This window comes from Amycolatopsis vastitatis, assembly GCF_002234595.1.
Classification (GTDB): Bacteria; Actinomycetota; Actinomycetes; order Mycobacteriales; family Pseudonocardiaceae; genus Amycolatopsis; species Amycolatopsis vastitatis.
Window position 1 is genome coordinate 1 of record NZ_NMUL01000078.1, and the last position, 16,362, is coordinate 16,362.

Annotated in this window: 10 protein-coding genes; 1 reads left to right on the plus strand and 9 read right to left on the minus strand. The window is 72.2% G+C overall.

The genetic code is table 11. The features are described from left to right. Positions 1–12: 12 nt before the first annotated feature. The 7 genes from CF165_RS46685 to CF165_RS46715 form a co-directional block, all read right to left on the minus strand. Positions 13–267, minus strand: coding sequence for a hypothetical protein (locus CF165_RS46685; RefSeq protein ID WP_093954045.1), 255 nt, complete (start codon positions 265–267; stop codon positions 13–15). A gap of 53 nt (positions 268–320) precedes the next feature. Then, positions 321–956: a DUF8010 domain-containing protein gene (locus CF165_RS46690; protein WP_093954046.1), complete on the minus strand. Its 636-nt coding sequence runs from the start codon at positions 954–956 to the stop codon at positions 321–323. Beyond that, positions 949–1,368, minus strand: coding sequence for an acyl-CoA thioesterase (locus CF165_RS46695; RefSeq protein WP_093954047.1), 420 nt, complete (start codon positions 1,366–1,368; stop codon positions 949–951). The genes CF165_RS46690 and CF165_RS46695 overlap by 8 nt, the downstream gene beginning before the upstream one ends. Next, positions 1,365–6,353, minus strand: a complete 4,989-nt coding sequence (locus CF165_RS46700; RefSeq protein WP_093954048.1) for an NAD-glutamate dehydrogenase — start codon at positions 6,351–6,353, stop codon at positions 1,365–1,367. The genes CF165_RS46695 and CF165_RS46700 overlap by 4 nt, the downstream gene beginning before the upstream one ends. A gap of 476 nt (positions 6,354–6,829) precedes the next feature. Next, positions 6,830–9,274 (minus strand): hypothetical protein, encoded by a 2,445-nt coding sequence (locus CF165_RS46705; RefSeq protein ID WP_093954049.1) that lies wholly within the window; start codon positions 9,272–9,274, stop codon positions 6,830–6,832. A gap of 16 nt (positions 9,275–9,290) precedes the next feature. Further along, a complete protein-coding gene (gene ettA / locus CF165_RS46710; protein WP_093954050.1) occupies positions 9,291–10,967 on the minus strand; it encodes an energy-dependent translational throttle protein EttA in 1,677 nt (558 codons plus the stop codon). A 148-nt stretch (positions 10,968–11,115) separates the two neighbouring features. Beyond that, positions 11,116–13,125, minus strand: a complete 2,010-nt coding sequence (locus tag CF165_RS46715) for a bifunctional copper resistance protein CopD/cytochrome c oxidase assembly protein (RefSeq protein ID WP_093954051.1) — start codon at positions 13,123–13,125, stop codon at positions 11,116–11,118. 56 nt (positions 13,126–13,181) lie between these two features. On the opposite strand from CF165_RS46715, the gene CF165_RS46720 reads away from it, so the two are divergent. After that, positions 13,182–13,820: a phosphoglycerate mutase family protein gene (locus CF165_RS46720; RefSeq protein WP_093954052.1), complete on the plus strand. Its 639-nt coding sequence runs from the start codon at positions 13,182–13,184 to the stop codon at positions 13,818–13,820. Here CF165_RS46720 and CF165_RS46725 read toward each other — a convergent pair. Then, entirely contained in the window at positions 13,794–14,957 is a 1,164-nt protein-coding gene (locus CF165_RS46725; protein WP_205661197.1) for a sensor histidine kinase, read from the minus strand. The genes CF165_RS46720 and CF165_RS46725 overlap by 27 nt on opposite strands. Positions 14,958–15,116: 159 nt before the next feature. Then, the gene (locus CF165_RS46730; protein ID WP_093954053.1) at positions 15,117–16,298 is read right to left on the minus strand and encodes an MFS transporter; all 1,182 of its coding nucleotides are present in this window, start codon (positions 16,296–16,298) and stop codon (positions 15,117–15,119) included. Positions 16,299–16,362: the final 64 nt, after the last annotated feature.

Genomic DNA, 16,362 nt, shown 5'->3' on the forward strand with positions numbered 1-16,362 from the left:
ATTGGGGCGCTTTCAGCTGGACTGGTCGCCCGAACCGGAACCGTCGTCGAAGGTGCCGCTGGCCAGCCACGCCACCAAAGCCGCGGCCTGGAGGTAGGGCGCCGCCTGGGCGGCCGCCCGGCCCGCCGCACGCGTGCGGCCCCACCTCTCAGGTCTTTCGGCGCGCTCCGGCGCCTGCTCGCCCGCCGGACGGTCCGTCCGCCACGGCGTCTCCTCGGTGCGCACACCTTCGAGGAAGTCCGCGGTCGGGTCTTCGTCCGGGCTCATGCCTCCAGCGTGCCACCGTCCGGCGTCGAACGGTGGCCGCCGTAAGCACTTCGTCAGAACAGCAGCGGCAGCAGCGCGTGGCGGCGCCGGACGATCGCTCCGTACCGCGCGTCCAGGCGCAGCCACGAGTCCGTCGCCGTCACGCGGACCACGTCACCCTCGACGTCCGAGTCCACGAAGCCCATGCCGGACATCGCGAACAGGCACCGCATCTGGACCTTGACCTCGACCGAGCCGCCGGTCACCGTCAGCACCGCCTGGTCCATCAGCGACGCCGGCGGCGTGCCGTGCGGGCCGGCGTTGTCCCTGGCCAGCGTCACGCCGCGGTCGGCGAGGTCGGACACCACCCGCGCCGGGAGTTCGTCGATCAGCGGCCAGCGGCCGGACGGCGGCAGCTCGCCGTGCCACAGCAGGTCGCGGGCTGGGCCCGGGTCCATCCGAGGGCCGCCCGCCACCGTCAGCGCCGCCAGCAGCTCGTTTCCGGACACCGTGACGTCGCCGGGAGTGACGTCACCGGCCACCGCGCGGGTCGCCAGGCATTCGAACGGCGTCGCGGTCCACGCCTCGACCACGCCGTCGCCGCGCTGCCGCAGCCGGACGGCCGTCTGGCCGTCCAGCCGGACCGCGCGGGCGACGAACGCCCCGAGGGTCTCCCGGTCCGCCGCGTCCGGCACGAACAACTCAGGCATCCGCGAACCCCTGCTTCAGAAACTCCGACTCGGCCGGGGTGAGCCTACGCGGCCGCAGCGCGGCCGTGTCGTACGGCGCCAGCACCGTCTCCGCCGTCACCGCCACCGGGTCGTCCGCGGACGGGCCGCTGTGGACTCGATAGTCCAGCGTGAAGCTCGCGGCGCGAAGCTCCGTCAGGTCGATGCCGACGCGCAGCTGCTGCCCGGACACCACGATCGGTGCCTTGTACGCCACCTCCAGCCGCACCACGACGATGCCCTTCGGCAGCTGCTCCAGCCCGGCCTCGACGGCTCCTTCGAACAGCAGCGGGATGCGCGCCTCTTCGAGCAGCGTCACCATCTTCGCGTGGTTGATGTGGCCGTAGACGTCCATGTCCGTCCACCGTGGACGGACCAGCGAAACGTAGGTCACCGCACTGTGCTCCGGATCTGGCGGGCCGCCACCGACAGTGTCGCCAGGTCGAGCCGGCCGGACTTGGTGATCTCGTCGAGCGCGACGCGCGCCCGCTGCAGCCGGGACGCGTTCGTCTTCTCCCACTGGGCGATCTTGGCGTCCCCGGACGACCCGGGATCGCTGTGCCGCAACGCGTCCAGCGTGATCGCCCGCAGTGAGCCGTAGACGTCGTCGCGCAGCGAAAGCCGGGCGAGCGCGTGCCAGCGGTTGCCGCGTTCCAGCTTGCTGATCTCGGTGAGCATCGAGTCGATGTCCAGGTGCGCCGAGAGCGCGTAGTACAGCTCCGCCGTCTCGGCCGGGCTGTGCGTGGCGTCCAGGCCGACCTGCTGCTCGGCGAGCTCGGCCACCTCGGTGACGTCGAGCAGGCCGAAGGTGTGCAGCAGCAGCGACACCCGGCGGGCGAGCTCGGCCGGCACCTTCGCGGCGATCAGCTCGTCCGCGTGCGTCTGCACCGACTCGGCCTCCCGGCCGCGCAGCAGGTCGCCGATCTTCGGGACGAGGTCGTTCAGCACCCGGCCGAAGCGCTTGATCTCCGACAGCGGCGCGAGCGGCTGCGGCCGGTTGGTGAGGAACCAGCGCGCGGCCCGGTCGAGCAGCCGCCGCGTCTCCAGCACCATGTTGTCGGCGACCTCGGTGGACACGACGTTGTCCAGCGCGTCGATCTCCTGCCACAGCGCGGGGAGGTCGAACACCTGCGTCACCACGGCGTACGCGCGCACGGCGTCGGTCGCCGTCGCGTTCATCTCCTCCATCAGCCGGTAGACGAAGGAGATGCCGCCGCCGTCGACCACCTCGTTGGCGATCAGCGTGGTGATGATCTGGCGGCGCAGCGGGTGTTCGCCGATCGCGGAGCCGAACCGCTCGCGCAGCGGCTTCGGGAAGTATTCGGGCAGCCGTGCCGCGAACACCTTCGAGTCGGGCAGGTCGCTGGCCAGCAGCTCGTCCTTCAGCTCCAGCTTGACGTGCGCGAGCAGCGTCGCGAGCTCCGGCGACGTGAGGCCCTTGCCCGCCTTCTCCAGCTCCCGGAACTCCGAGTTGCTGGGCAGCGCCTCGAGCTTGCGGTCGAACGCGCCCGCGGACACCAGCGCCTGCACCTGGCGCGCGTGCACCGAGAGCATCGGCGCGGCGTGCGCCCGGCTGACGCCGAGGACGGCGTTCTGCCGGTAGTTGTCCTTGAGCACCAGCGCGCCGACCTCGTCGGTCATCTCCTCCAGCAGCTCGTTGCGCTGTTCGCGCTCCAGCTTGCCGGTCTGGACCAGGTGGTCGAGCAGGATCTTGATGTTGACCTCGTGGTCGGAGCAGTCGACGCCGGCCGAGTTGTCCAGCGCGTCCGTGTTGATCTTGCCGCCGTTGCGGGCGAACTCGATCCGGCCCAGCTGGGTGAGGCCGAGGTTGCCGCCCTCGCCGAAGACCTTGACGCGCAGCTGCTTGCCGTCGACGCGGATGGCGTCGTTGGCCTTGTCACCGGCGGCCGCGTGGCTTTCGGTCTCCGCCTTGACGTAGGTGCCGATGCCGCCGTTCCACAGCAGCTCGACCGGCGCCAGCAGGATGGCCTGGATGAGGTCCATCGGCGCCAGCGCGGTGACGCTTTCGCCGAGGCCGAGCGCTTCGCGGACCTGCGGGCTGATCGGAACCGACTTCGCCGTGCGCGAGTAGATCCCGCCGCCTTCGCTGATCAGCGACCGGTCGTAGTCGTCCCACGAAGAACGCGGCAGGTCGAACAACCGCCGGCGCTCGGCGTATGTCGCTGCGGCATCGGGGTTCGGGTCGAGGAAGACGTGCATGTGGTTGAACGCGGCGACCAGCCGGATGTGCTCACTCAGGAGCATGCCGTTGCCGAAGACGTCACCCATCATGTCGCCGATGCCGACCACGGTGAAGTCCTCGGTCTGGGTGTCCTTGCCCAGCTCGCGGAAGTGCCGCTTGACGCTCTCCCAGGCACCCTTCGCCGTGATGCCCATGGCCTTGTGGTCGTAGCCGACCGAACCACCGGAAGCGAACGCGTCGCCGAGCCAGAAGCCGTACTGCGCCGAGACTTCGTTGGCGATGTCGGAGAACTTCGCGGTGCCCTTGTCGGCCGCGACGACCAGGTAGGAGTCGTCGGCGTCGTGCCGGACGACGCCGGGCGCGGGCACGGTCTTGCCCTCGATCCGGTTGTCAGTCAGGTCGAGCAGGCCGGAGATGAACATGCGGTAGCAGGCGATGCCCTCGTTCAGCTGGGCGTCGCGATCGATGCTCGCGTCCCCGCTCGGGGCCGGCGGGCGCTTCACGACGAAGCCGCCCTTCGCGCCGACCGGCACGATCACCGCGTTCTTCACCGCCTGTGCCTTCACCAGGCCGAGGATCTCGGTGCGGAAGTCCTCGCGGCGGTCCGACCAGCGCAGGCCTCCGCGCGCGACCTCGCCGAAGCGCAGGTGCACGCCCTCGACGCGCGGCGAGTACACGAAGATCTCGAACTTCGGCCGCGGCTCGGGCAGGTCGGGCACGCCGCCCGGGTCGAGCTTGATCGCCAGGTACGGCCGCGGCTTCCCGTCGGCGTCGGTGACGTGGTAGTTCGTGCGCAGCGTCGCCCCGATGACGGCCTTCAGGCGGCGGAGGATGCGGTCCTCGTCGAGGCTGGTGACCTCGTCGATCATCGCGTTCAGTTCGGTGGTCAGCGCCTCGGTCGCGGCCGCGCGGTCGGCGTCGGACAGCTCGGGCGCGAACCGGGTTTCGAACAGCCGCAGGAGCCTGGTGGCGACCTGGGTGTGGTGCAGCAGCGTGTTCTGGATGTAGTCCTGGGAGAACGCGCTGCCGGCCTGGCGCAGGTACCTCGAGTACGCGCGCAGCACGGCGGCCTGGCGCCAGGTGAGACCGGCCCGCAGGACGAGCCCGTTGAGGCCGTCGACCTCGGCGTCACCCCGCCACGCGGCTTCGAAGGCGTCCTGGAACCGGCCGCGCAGCTCGGCGACGGCGTGGTCGTCGGACTCGTCGAGCATCTTCTGGTCGACGTGCAGGCCGAAGTCGTAGATCCAGCAGGCGCCGCCGTCCTCGCGGTGCAGCTCGTACGGCCGCTCGTCGACCACCTCCACGCCCATCGCCTGCAGGAGGGGGAGCACCTTCGACAGCGTCACGCCCTCGCCGCGCAGGTAGAGCTTGAAGCGCCGCTCCGACGGCCCCGCGTCGGCGGGCTGGTAGAACGACAGCGCGAGGTCGCCTTCGTCGGTGAGCGAGTCGAGCGAGCGGAGGTCGGAGAGGGCCTCTTCGGCGGTGAAGTCCTCCTTGTAGCCCTCCGGGAACACCATCGCGAAGCGCTGGCCCTGCTCGGTCGCCGACTCCTCGCCGACGATCCCGACCGCGACGCCGCCGTCGGCGCGTTCACGGCGTTCGTCGAGGACAGCCTCGACCATCCGGTCGTCCCAGGTGCGGACGGCGTCGTTCAGCCGGTCCTGGATCTTGAGCGTGTCCGGCTCGAGGCGGCGCGCCGGGTCCGTGTGGACGACGAAGTGCACCTGCGCCAGCACGGTCTCGCCGATCCGCGCGCTGTACTCGAGCTGGGTGCCTTCGAGCTCTTCGAGCAGGACCTCCTGCATCGCCAGCCGCGAACGCGTCGTGTAGCGGTCGCGCGGCAGGTAGACGAGGCAGGAGTAGAAGCGGCCGTACGGGTCGCGGCGCAGGAACAGCCGCAGCCGCCGCCGGTCCGACAGCGTGATCGCGCCGGTCGTCGTCGAGTACAGCGAGTCGGTGTCGGCGGAGAACAGGTCGGCGCGCGGCCAGTTCTGCAGGATCTCGAGCATCCGCTGCCCGGAGAACGACTCGATCGGGAAGCCGGCGCGGTGGATGACCTCGCGCACCCGCTTGCACACCACCGGGATGTCGAGGACGTTCTCGTGCAGCGCGGTGGTGGTGAACATGCCGAGGAAGCGGTGCTCGCCGGTGACCTTGCCCTCGGCGTCGAAGGTCTTCACGCCGACGTAGTACGGGTAGACCGGCCGGTGCACCGTCGAGGGCGCGCTCGCCTGGGTCAGCACCAGCAGCGTCGGCGCCAGCGCGGTCGCCGCCGTGTCCGGGCCCGCGGTCAGGCCGCGGGCGGCCAGGCTGTCCTGGCGCAGCACGCCGAGGCCGGAGGCCAGGACCGCGCGCAGGGCTGGTTCGTCGGTGTCCGGGTGCGGGCTTTCGATCAGTTCGTAGCGGCGGTAGCCGAGGAACGTGAAGTGACCGTCGGCCAGCCAGCGCAGCAGCCGCGCGCCTTCGGCCACCTCTTCCTCGGACAGCCGCGGCGGGTCGGTCTCCAGTTCGCTCGCCAGCTGGCAGGCCGTCTGGGCCATCTTCTCGGCGTCCTCGACGACCTCGCGGACGTCGCCCAGCACGCTGGAGAGCCGGTTGTCGAGCTCACGGGCGCGGTTGCGGTCGGTGACGAAGTCGATCTCGATGTACATCCACGACTCGGCGGCCGCGCCGGTGGGCGGCTCGGCCGGGTCCGCTTCGGGGTGGACTTCCTGCAGCTCGCCGGTGAGATCGCGGGTGACCACCACGATCGGGTGAACAATCCGCTGGACCTGCACGCCGTCGCGGGCGAACTCCGCGGCGATCGAGTCGACCAGGTACGGCATGTCGTCGGTGACGACCTGCACGACGGTGGCTTCGCGGGCCCAGCCGTCTTCGGCGACGGTGGGGTTCAGCAGCCGCACGGCCGGGCGGCCGGGCATCCGGTGCTTGGCCAGCTGCAGGTGCGACCGGACCGCGCCGACCAGGTTGACCGGCTCGTCGCCGACGATCTCCTCGGGCGGGATGTGCCGGTAGTAGAGCCGGATGAGCTCACCGATCTCCGGCGCCAGCCCGGCGGCGGAGTCGATCAGGTCGTCCCTGATCTGCTCCGGGCTGGCCGAGGAGCGCGGGGTGCCGAACTCGGGTTCGGCGGCGGCTCCGGTTCCGGGTAGGGACGAGACTCCGGTCGAGCTCATTTGAGGCAACTCTCCAGTTTGCGTGAGGTGGCACCGCGCCGGTTCGGCGTTGAACCGGACCACCCCACACTAATGCGCGGCACCGACATTCCACACGAAGCCCCGGAGGTTCCCCGAGGTGCGGAAACCCTTTCGGGGCAGCGGATTCGCGTGATCGGTCAAGCTACTGACGGGTTCGGTTCCGCGGGTACGCGCGGCGCTGACCAGCCGTGCCCGGCGGGCGTTACGCGGCGACGGGCCAACGTGATCGGTTCAGCCGACCGGTCCGCCGGAGGCCGGCGGGCCGCTCGGCGAACGCTGTCGGCCGGTCGGCGACGTCGGAGTGCGACCGATCCCACTCCCGCGGGGCCGCGGCGGGTCGGCGACGAATCGGGGTGTCTCACCGACCGGACACCGACGAGGGTGAACCCAGTCGGCGCCGCTGTCATGAACGACTCGTTCATGACATCCGACGGGCTGTCGAGACGGGCGCCGCTTCAGTCGGCCGTGCCTCGGCGGCGGGAGTCCGAGACCTCCGCGCCGTGACCGTTGCGACCGTGGCCGTTGCGGCGGCCCGTGTCCTGCGAGCCCAGCTGCTTGACCAGCGCGGCCGCACTGGCCGTGCCCGCCTGGTGCTCGGCGAGGGCGCGGGCGAGCAGGTCCGCGAGGCCGGCGTCCGGCGGCGGCTCGTCCTCGGAGATCGCCCGCGCGTAGCTCTCGGGGAACGGTGCCGTCGCCGGTGTCCAGTGGCCGAAGTCCTCCATCGGCTCCAGCGTCGGCGGCATCCGCAGCCGGGGCAGCCACGGTTCGACCTCGTCGCGGTAGTCCGGCACCGACGGCGGCTCGTCCTCCGGCCGCGGCGGCGGGGCGAGCTCGGGTTCGGGCCGGGCCGGCGGCTCTTCGGCGCGGGGCCGCTCGGTGTCCTCCGCGCGGCGACGGCCCCCGCCCGCTCCGCCCGAGGCGGAGATGCCCAGGCGGTCCAGCACCGACCGGGCGGCCTCCGAGCCGTGCTCGGCGTCGTGCCGGGTCGAGGGCTGCGGCTCGCGGCGACGTCGCTCCTCCGGCTCCCACGGCTCACGCTCGGCGGCCGGCTCGGGCGCGAGCGGCAACGCCGGTGTGATGCGCGTGGGCGCCGACTCGCGTTCGGCGGCCGTCTCCCGCAGCCGCGCTTCGGCGAGCGCCGCCCAGGAGAACTTGGTCTTGCCGATCTCGCCGCCCGGCGTGGGCTCCGGCTCGGGACGGCGCTCCGGCGGGCGCGCCTCGGCCGCGTCAGGACGGCGTTCGGGCGGCGCCTGCCGCACCACGGGCTCGGGCGAGTACTCCGGCTCGCGGCTGCGCTTCCCCGTGGGCCGCACCTCGGCCGGCGCCGGCCGCACCTCCGGCTTGGGTGCCGAACGCTCCTCGAGGGGCTTCCGGGCCTGAGGCGGCTCTTGACGGCGCTCGACGGCGGCCGGCTCCGGGCGCACCCGGGGTTCCGGGGGCCGGACCGGCGGGGGCGCGGGTTCGTCCCGCACCGCCGGCATCAGCGTCGTCTCGGCCGCGTCGGCCGTCACGCGTGGCCGTTCGAACGACCACGCGGGCGCCTGCTGCGGCCGCGACGGCGGTTCCTCACGGCCGAACGACCAGGCGGGCGTCCGCGGCGCGGGTTCGGGGGCCGGCGCGGCAGCCGGCGGCGGTGGGGCAACCGGCGGGACCGGCTCGGCCGCGACGACCGGGACCGGCCGCGACGGCACGCTGCTTTCGGGGGTCCGGGTGACGGAGCCCCCGGCTCGGGGCGAAGCCCCGGACGGCACCGCCTTCAGCACCTCGTCCAGGTCCACCGAGGCCGGTTCCCCGGTCCCGAACTCGCCGGCCAGCACACTGCACGCCTGCCGCCGGGCCCGCGCGTGCAGCTGCTCGGCCGCGCGCGACCGGTACAGGCACGCGATGGCCTCTTCGGCCTGCCCGAACCGCTCCTGCAGCTGCGCCAGCTCCAGCCACAACCGGGCGGTGACCGCGCACAGCCCGTGCCGGTCGGTGCTCGCCACGGCTTCGCGGACCTGCTCGATCGCCGCCTCGCCCGCTCCGGCGGGCAGGTGGATCCGGGTCGCGACGGCCAGCCGCAGCCAGCCCATCGGCGCGACCCCGGCCGCCCGCACGGGCTCGGCCAGCACCGGTTCGGCGATTTCGTACGCCATTTCGGCGTCACCGCGGTCGAGCAGCGTGCTCACCAGCAACAGCACGAGCCGGATCCGGACGAGCCCGCCGTCGTCGGCCGGGTTGTCGAGCTTCTCCAGGAACCCGAGCCCGGTCCGGGCGGCGTCGGCCGCCGCGGTGAGGTCGCCGTGGCGCCGCCGGTGCGCGGCCGTGCCGACGCGCAGCAGCGCCCGCACCAGCAGCTGGGTGTCGGCGCCCAGCGAGTCGTCGCCGAGGACGAGCTTGTCCGCCTCGACGAGCACCCGGTCCAGCTCCGCCTTCCGGCCGAGCTGGGCCAGGCAGCCGACCAGGTGGCACAACGCGGCGGCCCGGTGCACCGGCGAGACCACGGGATCGGTGAGGACCGGCCGCAGCGCGGCGAGCCCGGTCAGCGGCACGCCCAGGCTGCGGGCGCACACGGCGAGGTCGATGCGGAGCCGGGCGGCGATGTCGCCGTAGCCGGCGTGCTCGGCCGCGCGCAACGCCGCGACCGCCCGCCCGACCGTGCCCGGCCGCTCGCCCAGCCGGACGCGCGCGGACACGACCAGGCTCTCGGCCCGGATCCACTGCTCGTCCGCGCCGGCCGCTTCCGACAACGCGGCCGCGCGCTCGCCGAGGACGAGCGCGAGCTCGGGCGCCCGCAGGTGCAGGGCGTCCGCCCGCTCGATCAGCCGTCCGACTGCGGAGAGGGTTCCCCCGGCATTGACGGAGCGCCCGCTCTCAGTGCGCGAGAACGGGCCCGTCCGGTGCTGTTTGCTGGCTTCCACGGGGAAACCCGCCCCCTCAGTCGCGGGTCAGCTTGCGATGGGTGACACGGTGCGGGCGAGCAGCCTCGGCGCCCATCCGCTCCACCTTGTTGTTCTCGTACCCTTCGAAGTTGCCCTCGAACCAGAACCACTGAGCGGGGTTCTCGTCGGTGCCTTCCCAGGCCAGGATGTGCGTCGCGACCCGGTCGAGGAACCACCGGTCGTGGGAGATCACGACGGCGCAGCCGGGGAACTGCTCCAGCGCGTTCTCCAGCGAGCCCAGGGTCTCGACGTCCAGGTCGTTGGTCGGCTCGTCGAGCAGGATCAGGTTCCCGCCCTGCTTGAGCGTCAGCGCCAGGTTGAGCCGGTTGCGCTCACCACCGGAGAGCACGCCCGCCGGCTTCTGCTGGTCCGGGCCCTTGAAGCCGAACGCGCTGACGTACGCGCGCGACGGCATTTCGGTCTGGCCGACGTGGATGTAGTCCAGCTCGTCGGAGACGACCTGCCAGACGGTCTTCTTCGGGTCGATCCCGCCGCGGTTCTGGTCCACATAGGACAGTTTGACCGTCTCGCCGATCTTGACGACGCCGTCGTCCGGCTCCTCGAGCCCGACGATGGTCTTGAACAGCGTGGTCTTGCCGACGCCGTTCGGGCCGATCACGCCGACGATGCCGTTGCGCGGCAGGTCGAACGACAGGCCGTCGATGAGGACGCGGTCGTCGAAGCCCTTCTTGAGCTTCTCGACCTCGACCACGACGTTGCCCAGCCGCGGCCCCGGCGGGATCTGGATCTCTTCGAAGTCGAGCTTGCGGTGCTTGTCCGCCTCCGCCGCCATCTCCTCGTAGCGGTCGAGGCGCGAGCGGGACTTCGTCTGCCGGGCCTTGGCGTTGGACCGCACCCACTCGAGCTCGGTCTTCAGGCGCTTCGCGAGCTTCTGGTCCTTCTTGCCCTGGACCTCGAGGCGCTCGCGCTTCTTCTCCAGGTACGTCGAGTAGTTGCCCTCGTAGCCGACGACGCGGCCGCGGTCGATCTCCATGATCCACTGGGCCACGTTGTCCAGGAAGTACCGGTCGTGGGTGACGGCGAGGACGGCGCCGGCGTAGCGGGAGAGGAACTGCTCCAGCCACAGGACACTTTCGGCGTCCAGGTGGTTGGTGGGCTCGTCGAGCAGCAGCAGGTCGGGAGCCGACAGCAGCAGCTTGCACAGCGCGACCCGGCGGCGCTCACCGCCGGAGAGGTGGGAGACGCCTTCGTCCGGCGGCGGGCAGCGCAGCGCGTCCATCGCCTGCTCGACGGTCGAGTCGAGCTCCCAGGCGTCGGCGTGGTCCAGCTCCTCCTGGAGCTGGCCCATCTCCTCCATCAGCGCGTCGCTGTAGTCGGTCGCCATCAGCTCGGCGATCTCGTTGTAGCGGTCGAGCTTGACCTTGACCTCGCCGAGGCCCTCTTCGACGTTCTCGCGGACCGTCTTCTCCTCGTTGAGCTCCGGCTCCTGCATGAGGATGCCGACCGAGGCGCCGGGCTGGAGGAACGCTTCGCCGTTGCTGGCCTGCTCGATCCCCGCCATGATCTTGAGAACGGTGGACTTACCGGCACCGTTCGGCCCGACCACGCCGATCTTGGCGCCGGGGTAGAACGCGGTGCTGACGTCGTCGAGGATGACCTTGTCCCCGACGGTCTTGCGCACCTTCTTCATGGTGTAGATGAACTCGGCCATACCCACGATCGTAGAGCGCGCGTGATCGCGGCTCGACGCCGGTCACCGTCGGACTACCGAAAGTCAGCCCGAGATCACGGCGACAGTACCGAAACCGCCGTTTTCCCGGGATCCGGGCCCGGTCTCAAGCTCAACCAGAAGTCGAGACTCAGTCCGCTCGTTTGCCTTCGGCGAGGTTCTTCAGCATCGCGTTGTAGGCGTTCAGCTCTTCGTCGCCGGTCGCCGCTTCGCGCCGGTCACGCCGCTTCGCCTCGCGCTCGTCCTGACGCGACCACTGCACCAGCAGCGCGACCAGCACCAGCAGCACCGGGACCTCGCCGGCGGCCCACGCGATGCCGCCACCGAGCCGCTGGTCGGCGAGCAGGTCGGCGACCCACGGCAGGTGGAGCTGGCCGTAGAAGGCCTGGCCGATCACGGTCTGCTTGCTCATCAGGATGACGCCGAAGAACGCGTGGAACGGCATCGCGGCGAACATCATGCCGAGCCTGCCGAGGTACGGGATCCGCCTCGGCGCCGGGTCGACGCCGATCACCGGCCAGTAGAAGACGTACCCGGCGAGCAGGAAGTGCCCGTTCATCAGCAGGTGCGCCCAGTGGTAGCTCAGCGCGTCGTCGAACAGGCCGGAGAAGTACAGCGCGTAGAACGAGCCGACGAACAGCAGCAGCGCGACCACCGGGTGGGTCAGGAACCGCGACACCGGGGAGTGCACGAAAGCGACGAGCCACTCGCGCGGCCCGGGCGGGGCGTCCTTGCCCGCGGCGGGCAGGGCGCGCAGCGCCAGCGTCACCGGGCCGCCGAGCACGAACAGCACCGGCGCCACCATCGACAGCAGCATGTGGTTGCCCATGTGGACGCTGAACATCGCGGGCGCGTAGCGGCCGATGCCCGACGACGTCGCGAGCAGCAGCACCACGCAGCCGGCGATCCAGGCGACCGTGCGGCCCACCGGCCAGGTGTCACCGCGGCGCAGCAGCCGCCGGACCCCCGCCAGGTACAGCGCGCCCACGACGAGCGCGAGGGTGCCGTAGACCAGGTCGAAGCGGGTGTCGAAGAGCAGCCGCCACACCGTCGGCGCGCCGTCGAGGTTGTAGCCGATCAGCAGCTCGGTGGTGGACGGCTGGGTGATCGCGTCGGCGGGTGGCGGCGTCCTGGCCAGCCCGGTGGCGATGCCGATCGTGACGAACATGATCAGGATCTCGACCGCGGCCAGGCGCAGCAGCTGACCGCCGCCCTTGCCGTCGACGAGGTCGGCGACACCCTTCCGGCGCTGCTGGTGGCCGAAGACGCCGAGCAGCAGCAGAGCCACCGTCTTGGCCACGACGAGCAGGCCGTAGTCGGTGGTGAACAGGTCGTTCAGGCCGATCCGGACCAGCGCGTTGACCGCGCCGGAGAGCGCCATCACGATCCAGCAGACCAGGGCCAGCTTCGAAAACCGCTGCGCGGCCAGGCTCAGGTGGTCCCCGCGCCGGTAGCCGAGCGCCAGCAGCGCGACCAGCCCGCCGACCCACAGGGACGCGGCGACCAGGTGGAACAGCAGGCTGTTGGTGGCGACGTCGTGCGAGCCGCCGCTGGCGGAGTGCCCGGTGACCGCGACCGGCACGAGGCCGGCGACGGCCAGGACGAACAGCACCGCCGTCCAGCCCCAGGACAGCGCCAGCCGGCAGCCGAGCGCGACGAGCATCGCGATCAGCGCCGTCCACAGCCAGGCCTTCGGCTGCTCGATGGCGCCGACGAGGTCGAGCAGCGTCTGCGGGTCCAGGACCTCGCCGAACGGCTTCCCGGCGGTGTCGGCGGCGGTGAAGGCGACCGACAGCAGTGCGGCGCCGAACCACACCCAGGCGGCGACCCCGGCCGCGCGCAGGGCGGCGTAGCCCTCGGGCCCGAGCGTGCCGGACTTCTGCGGCGGCACCAGGAACGCGGCCAGCAGCAGGGAGCCGACGCAGATCACCGACGCCGCCTCGGACAGCACGCGCATGACGGTGATGCCGTACTTCGTGACCAGCCCCGGGTCGGGCAGGCCGGCGATGACGTAGCCGGTCCCGCCGGTGAGCGCGATCAGGCCGATCGCGACGACGGCGGCCAGCAGGACCCCGACCGCGAGCAGGGGCAGCACACTGGCCCGGCGCTGGGCCCGGGCGTCGGTTTTCGTCGCGGACACGCCAGTGAGGGTATGCCCCGCCCCGGTCAGGTCCGCGTGACGGGCAGGATGGGGCCGTGAAGATGATCCTGCTGCGGCACGCCGAGTCGCTCGGCAACGTCGACGAGCTCGCCTACACGCGGATCCCCGACCACGCCCTGCCGCTGACCGGCCGCGGACGGCAGGAGGCCCGCGCGGCGGCGCCGGAGATCGCGCGGCTGCTCGACGGCGCGCGGCCCGCCGTCTACGTCAGCCCGTACCTGCGCACGCGGGAGACGTTGCGGCTGCTGGACATCGAGGCTTCGTGCGAACGGCTGGTGCAGGAACCGCGGCTGCGCGAGCAGGACTGGGGCAACCTGCAGGACCCGGCCGACCAGGAGGTCCAGAAGGCGCGGCGCAACGAGTTCGGCCACTTCTTCTACCGGCTGCCGTTCGGCGAGTCGGGCGCGGACGTCGACGACCGCGTCGCGGCGTTCCTGTCGGACCTGCGGCAACGCGACGAAGCTCACCCGGACACGGTGCTGATCGTGTCCCACGGGCTGACGCTGCGGCTGCTGTGCCGCCGGCTCTTCGGCTGGAGCATCGAGCTGTTCGAGTCGCTGTCCAACCCGGCGACGTGCGAATACCGGGTCCTGGAAGAACACGACGGCAAATGGTCGCTGGACCGCCCGTTCGCCCAGTGGCGGGACTCACCCGACGGGGAAACGCAGCTCTAGCGGCACGCTCAGCACGACGCGGGTGCCCTGTCCGGGCGCCGAGTCGATGCGCGCGGCGCCGCCGGCCTCCGCCATGCGCGCGCGGATCGAGTTCTCGATGCCGAACCCCACGTGGCGCGCGCCGGGGTCGAAACCCGTCCCGTGGTCGCGCACGGACACCGTGATGACACCTTCGCGCGCTTCGAGGCACATCACGGCCTTCACGGTCTTGGCGTGCTTCAAAGTGTTTCGGAGGGCTTCGCGGGCTGCGTCGTGCAGCGCGTTGACGACTCCTTCGGGCACGTCGGCGGGCTTCGCGAGCACGACGATGTCGACTCGCAGGCCGTCGGCCGTCATCTCGACCGCCAGCGCGCCGAGCCGGTGTTCGAGGCCGCCCGGCTCGGCGGGCGCGTCGCCGTCGAGACTCAGCCGGAGGCGCAGTGCGTGCGCGCGGGCGGTGCGGCGGACCTGGTCGAGGCTGCCCCGCGGGTCGAGCGCGTCGCCGGGCGCGGGCAGCGCGAGGGACTCCATCACCTGCAGCACGGTGTCGTGCACGTCCCGGCGGTGCCGCTCCCGCTCGGCGGCGCGGCCGCGTTGTTCGCCCAGCCCGAGCGCGAACCGCATCGAGCCGGCGACCAGCAGCACGATGGCCAGCGCCGTCGCCGAGGCCGCGACCAGGGCCAGCAGGATCCACGTCGCGGGAGCCGAGGTGCCCGACACCGCGGCCATGCCGTACCGCAGGAGCACGGCACCGAGGACCGCGACCGCGCCGGACGGCGCGCCGCGCAGCAGGGTCCAGACCATGACCGTGCCGATGATGTTGGGCCAGGTCAGGGTCAGCAGGCCGGGCGCGAACGCCGCCGCGGCCAGGCTCGTGACGAGGGTGTACGCGGTGTCGGCGGCCAGAACCGGCCGGATGCCGGTGGCGCGGCGGAAGACCCAGGCCACCTCCAGGAGGTTGGGCACGACGAAGAACGCGACGGTGAGCCAAAGCTCCGGCGCGTCGAGCGCCCCGGTGGACCAGACCGCCTGCAGGAACAGCGCCAGCCGGAACGCGACCGGCACCAGCACGAGCCGCGGCACGGCGCTCTGCACGAGCGACAGCCCGCCCCACCGGCCGTTCCCGCCGGCGAGCGCCCCCGCTCCGCCGAGCAGCACAACCCTCACGACGTCCTCCCCGGATCAAGGCGCCCCCGCCTTGATCAGCCGACCTGAAATGGAAACGTCGCCGTATTCATTTCAGTTTACCGCCCCGGATCAGCTTGCCCCGAGCGGTTCGGCGCTGTCAACGGGTGCGCGGCAGGGGTTCCCGCGGAGTCAGCCGACCGCCTGCCGGGCCTCCTCACGACGGCGCGACCGCCGGGCGGCCAGCGCCGCGGGCAGGATCAGCGCGGCGATCAGCGCGACGAACAGGAACGCCACCCCGTAGCCCGCCGCCTGCGCGATCCCGCCGATCAGCGGCGGGCCGCCGAGGAACCCGGTGTACGCGATGGCCGTGACGAAGCCGATTTCGCGTTCCCCGCCGGTGCCGTCGGCGCGTTTCCCGGCGTCCCCGGCCAGGCTGAGCGCGAGCGGGAACGACGCGGCGAGTCCCGCGCCGGCCAGCGCGAAGCCTGCGTAACCGGCCGCGGCGACCGGGATCGTCGCCGTGGCGAGCAACCCGGCCGCGGCCAGTGCCGCACCCCCGGCGAGGCAGCGGGTCGGCCCGAACCGCCGTTGCACCCACGGCCCCGCCAGCCGCACCAGCGTCATGACCAGCTGGAACCCGGCGAACGCCAGGGCCGCGGCACCCGGGCCGGCCCCGCGTTCGGCCGTCATCAGCAGCGCGGACCAGTCCCCCGCCGCGCCCTCGGCGATCGCCGAGCACAACGCGACCGCGGCGAGCAGCCACAGCACCGGACGGCGGGCCGGAGCCCGGCGGCCGGTGGTCAGGACGGGGCCGGTGGTGTGACGAGGCCGGATGCCCGGGACCGCGCGGATCACCGACAGCAGCACCACGACCGTCACGACGGCGGCGACGGTGAGGTGACGCGCCGGGGACCAGCCGTGCCCGGCGGCGAGGCCGGCGGCCAGCGAGCCGGCGAGCGCGCCGAAGCTGAACCCCGCGTGGAACACCGGCAGGAGCGGGCGGCCGGACCGGCGTTCGACGGCCACCGCGGCGACGTTCATCGCGACGTCCAGCATCCCGATGCTCACGCCCATCACGAACAGCGCCCCGGCCAGGAGCGGGACGGCGGGCGCGAACCCGATCAGCACCAGCGAGACGGCGGCCAGGCCGGTGCTCACCGCCACCGACGTCCTGGCCCCGGCCCGTTCGACGATCCGCCCCGACACCGAGGCGGCGCCCAGCAAACCGACGCTGGCCCCGAGCAGGGCGAGCCCGAAAACGCCCGGCGAGGCGTGCACCTGCGTGGTCAGCGCGGGCGTCCGCGTCGCCCAGGAGCCCACCGCGAGGCCGTTGAGGGCGAACACGATGAACACCGCGATCCGGTCCCGCATGGCTCCCCCTTCCGTCACCCCAGCTTGGCACGACGCGCATAACACCGGAACGCCCCGGCCGCAA

Excerpts from the sequence above, each read along its gene's own strand:
- CF165_RS46700 (WP_093954048.1), bottom strand. The coding sequence starts at position 6,353 with ATGAGCTCGACCGGAGTCTCGTCCCTACCCGGAACCGGAGCCGCCGCC.
- CF165_RS46685 (WP_093954045.1), bottom strand. The coding sequence starts at position 267 with ATGAGCCCGGACGAAGACCCGACCGCGGACTTCCTCGAAGGTGTGCGC.
- ettA (WP_093954050.1), bottom strand. The coding sequence starts at position 10,967 with ATGGCCGAGTTCATCTACACCATGAAGAAGGTGCGCAAGACCGTCGGG.
- CF165_RS46730 (WP_093954053.1), bottom strand. The coding sequence starts at position 16,298 with ATGCGGGACCGGATCGCGGTGTTCATCGTGTTCGCCCTCAACGGCCTC.
- CF165_RS46690 (WP_093954046.1), bottom strand. The coding sequence starts at position 956 with ATGCCTGAGTTGTTCGTGCCGGACGCGGCGGACCGGGAGACCCTCGGG.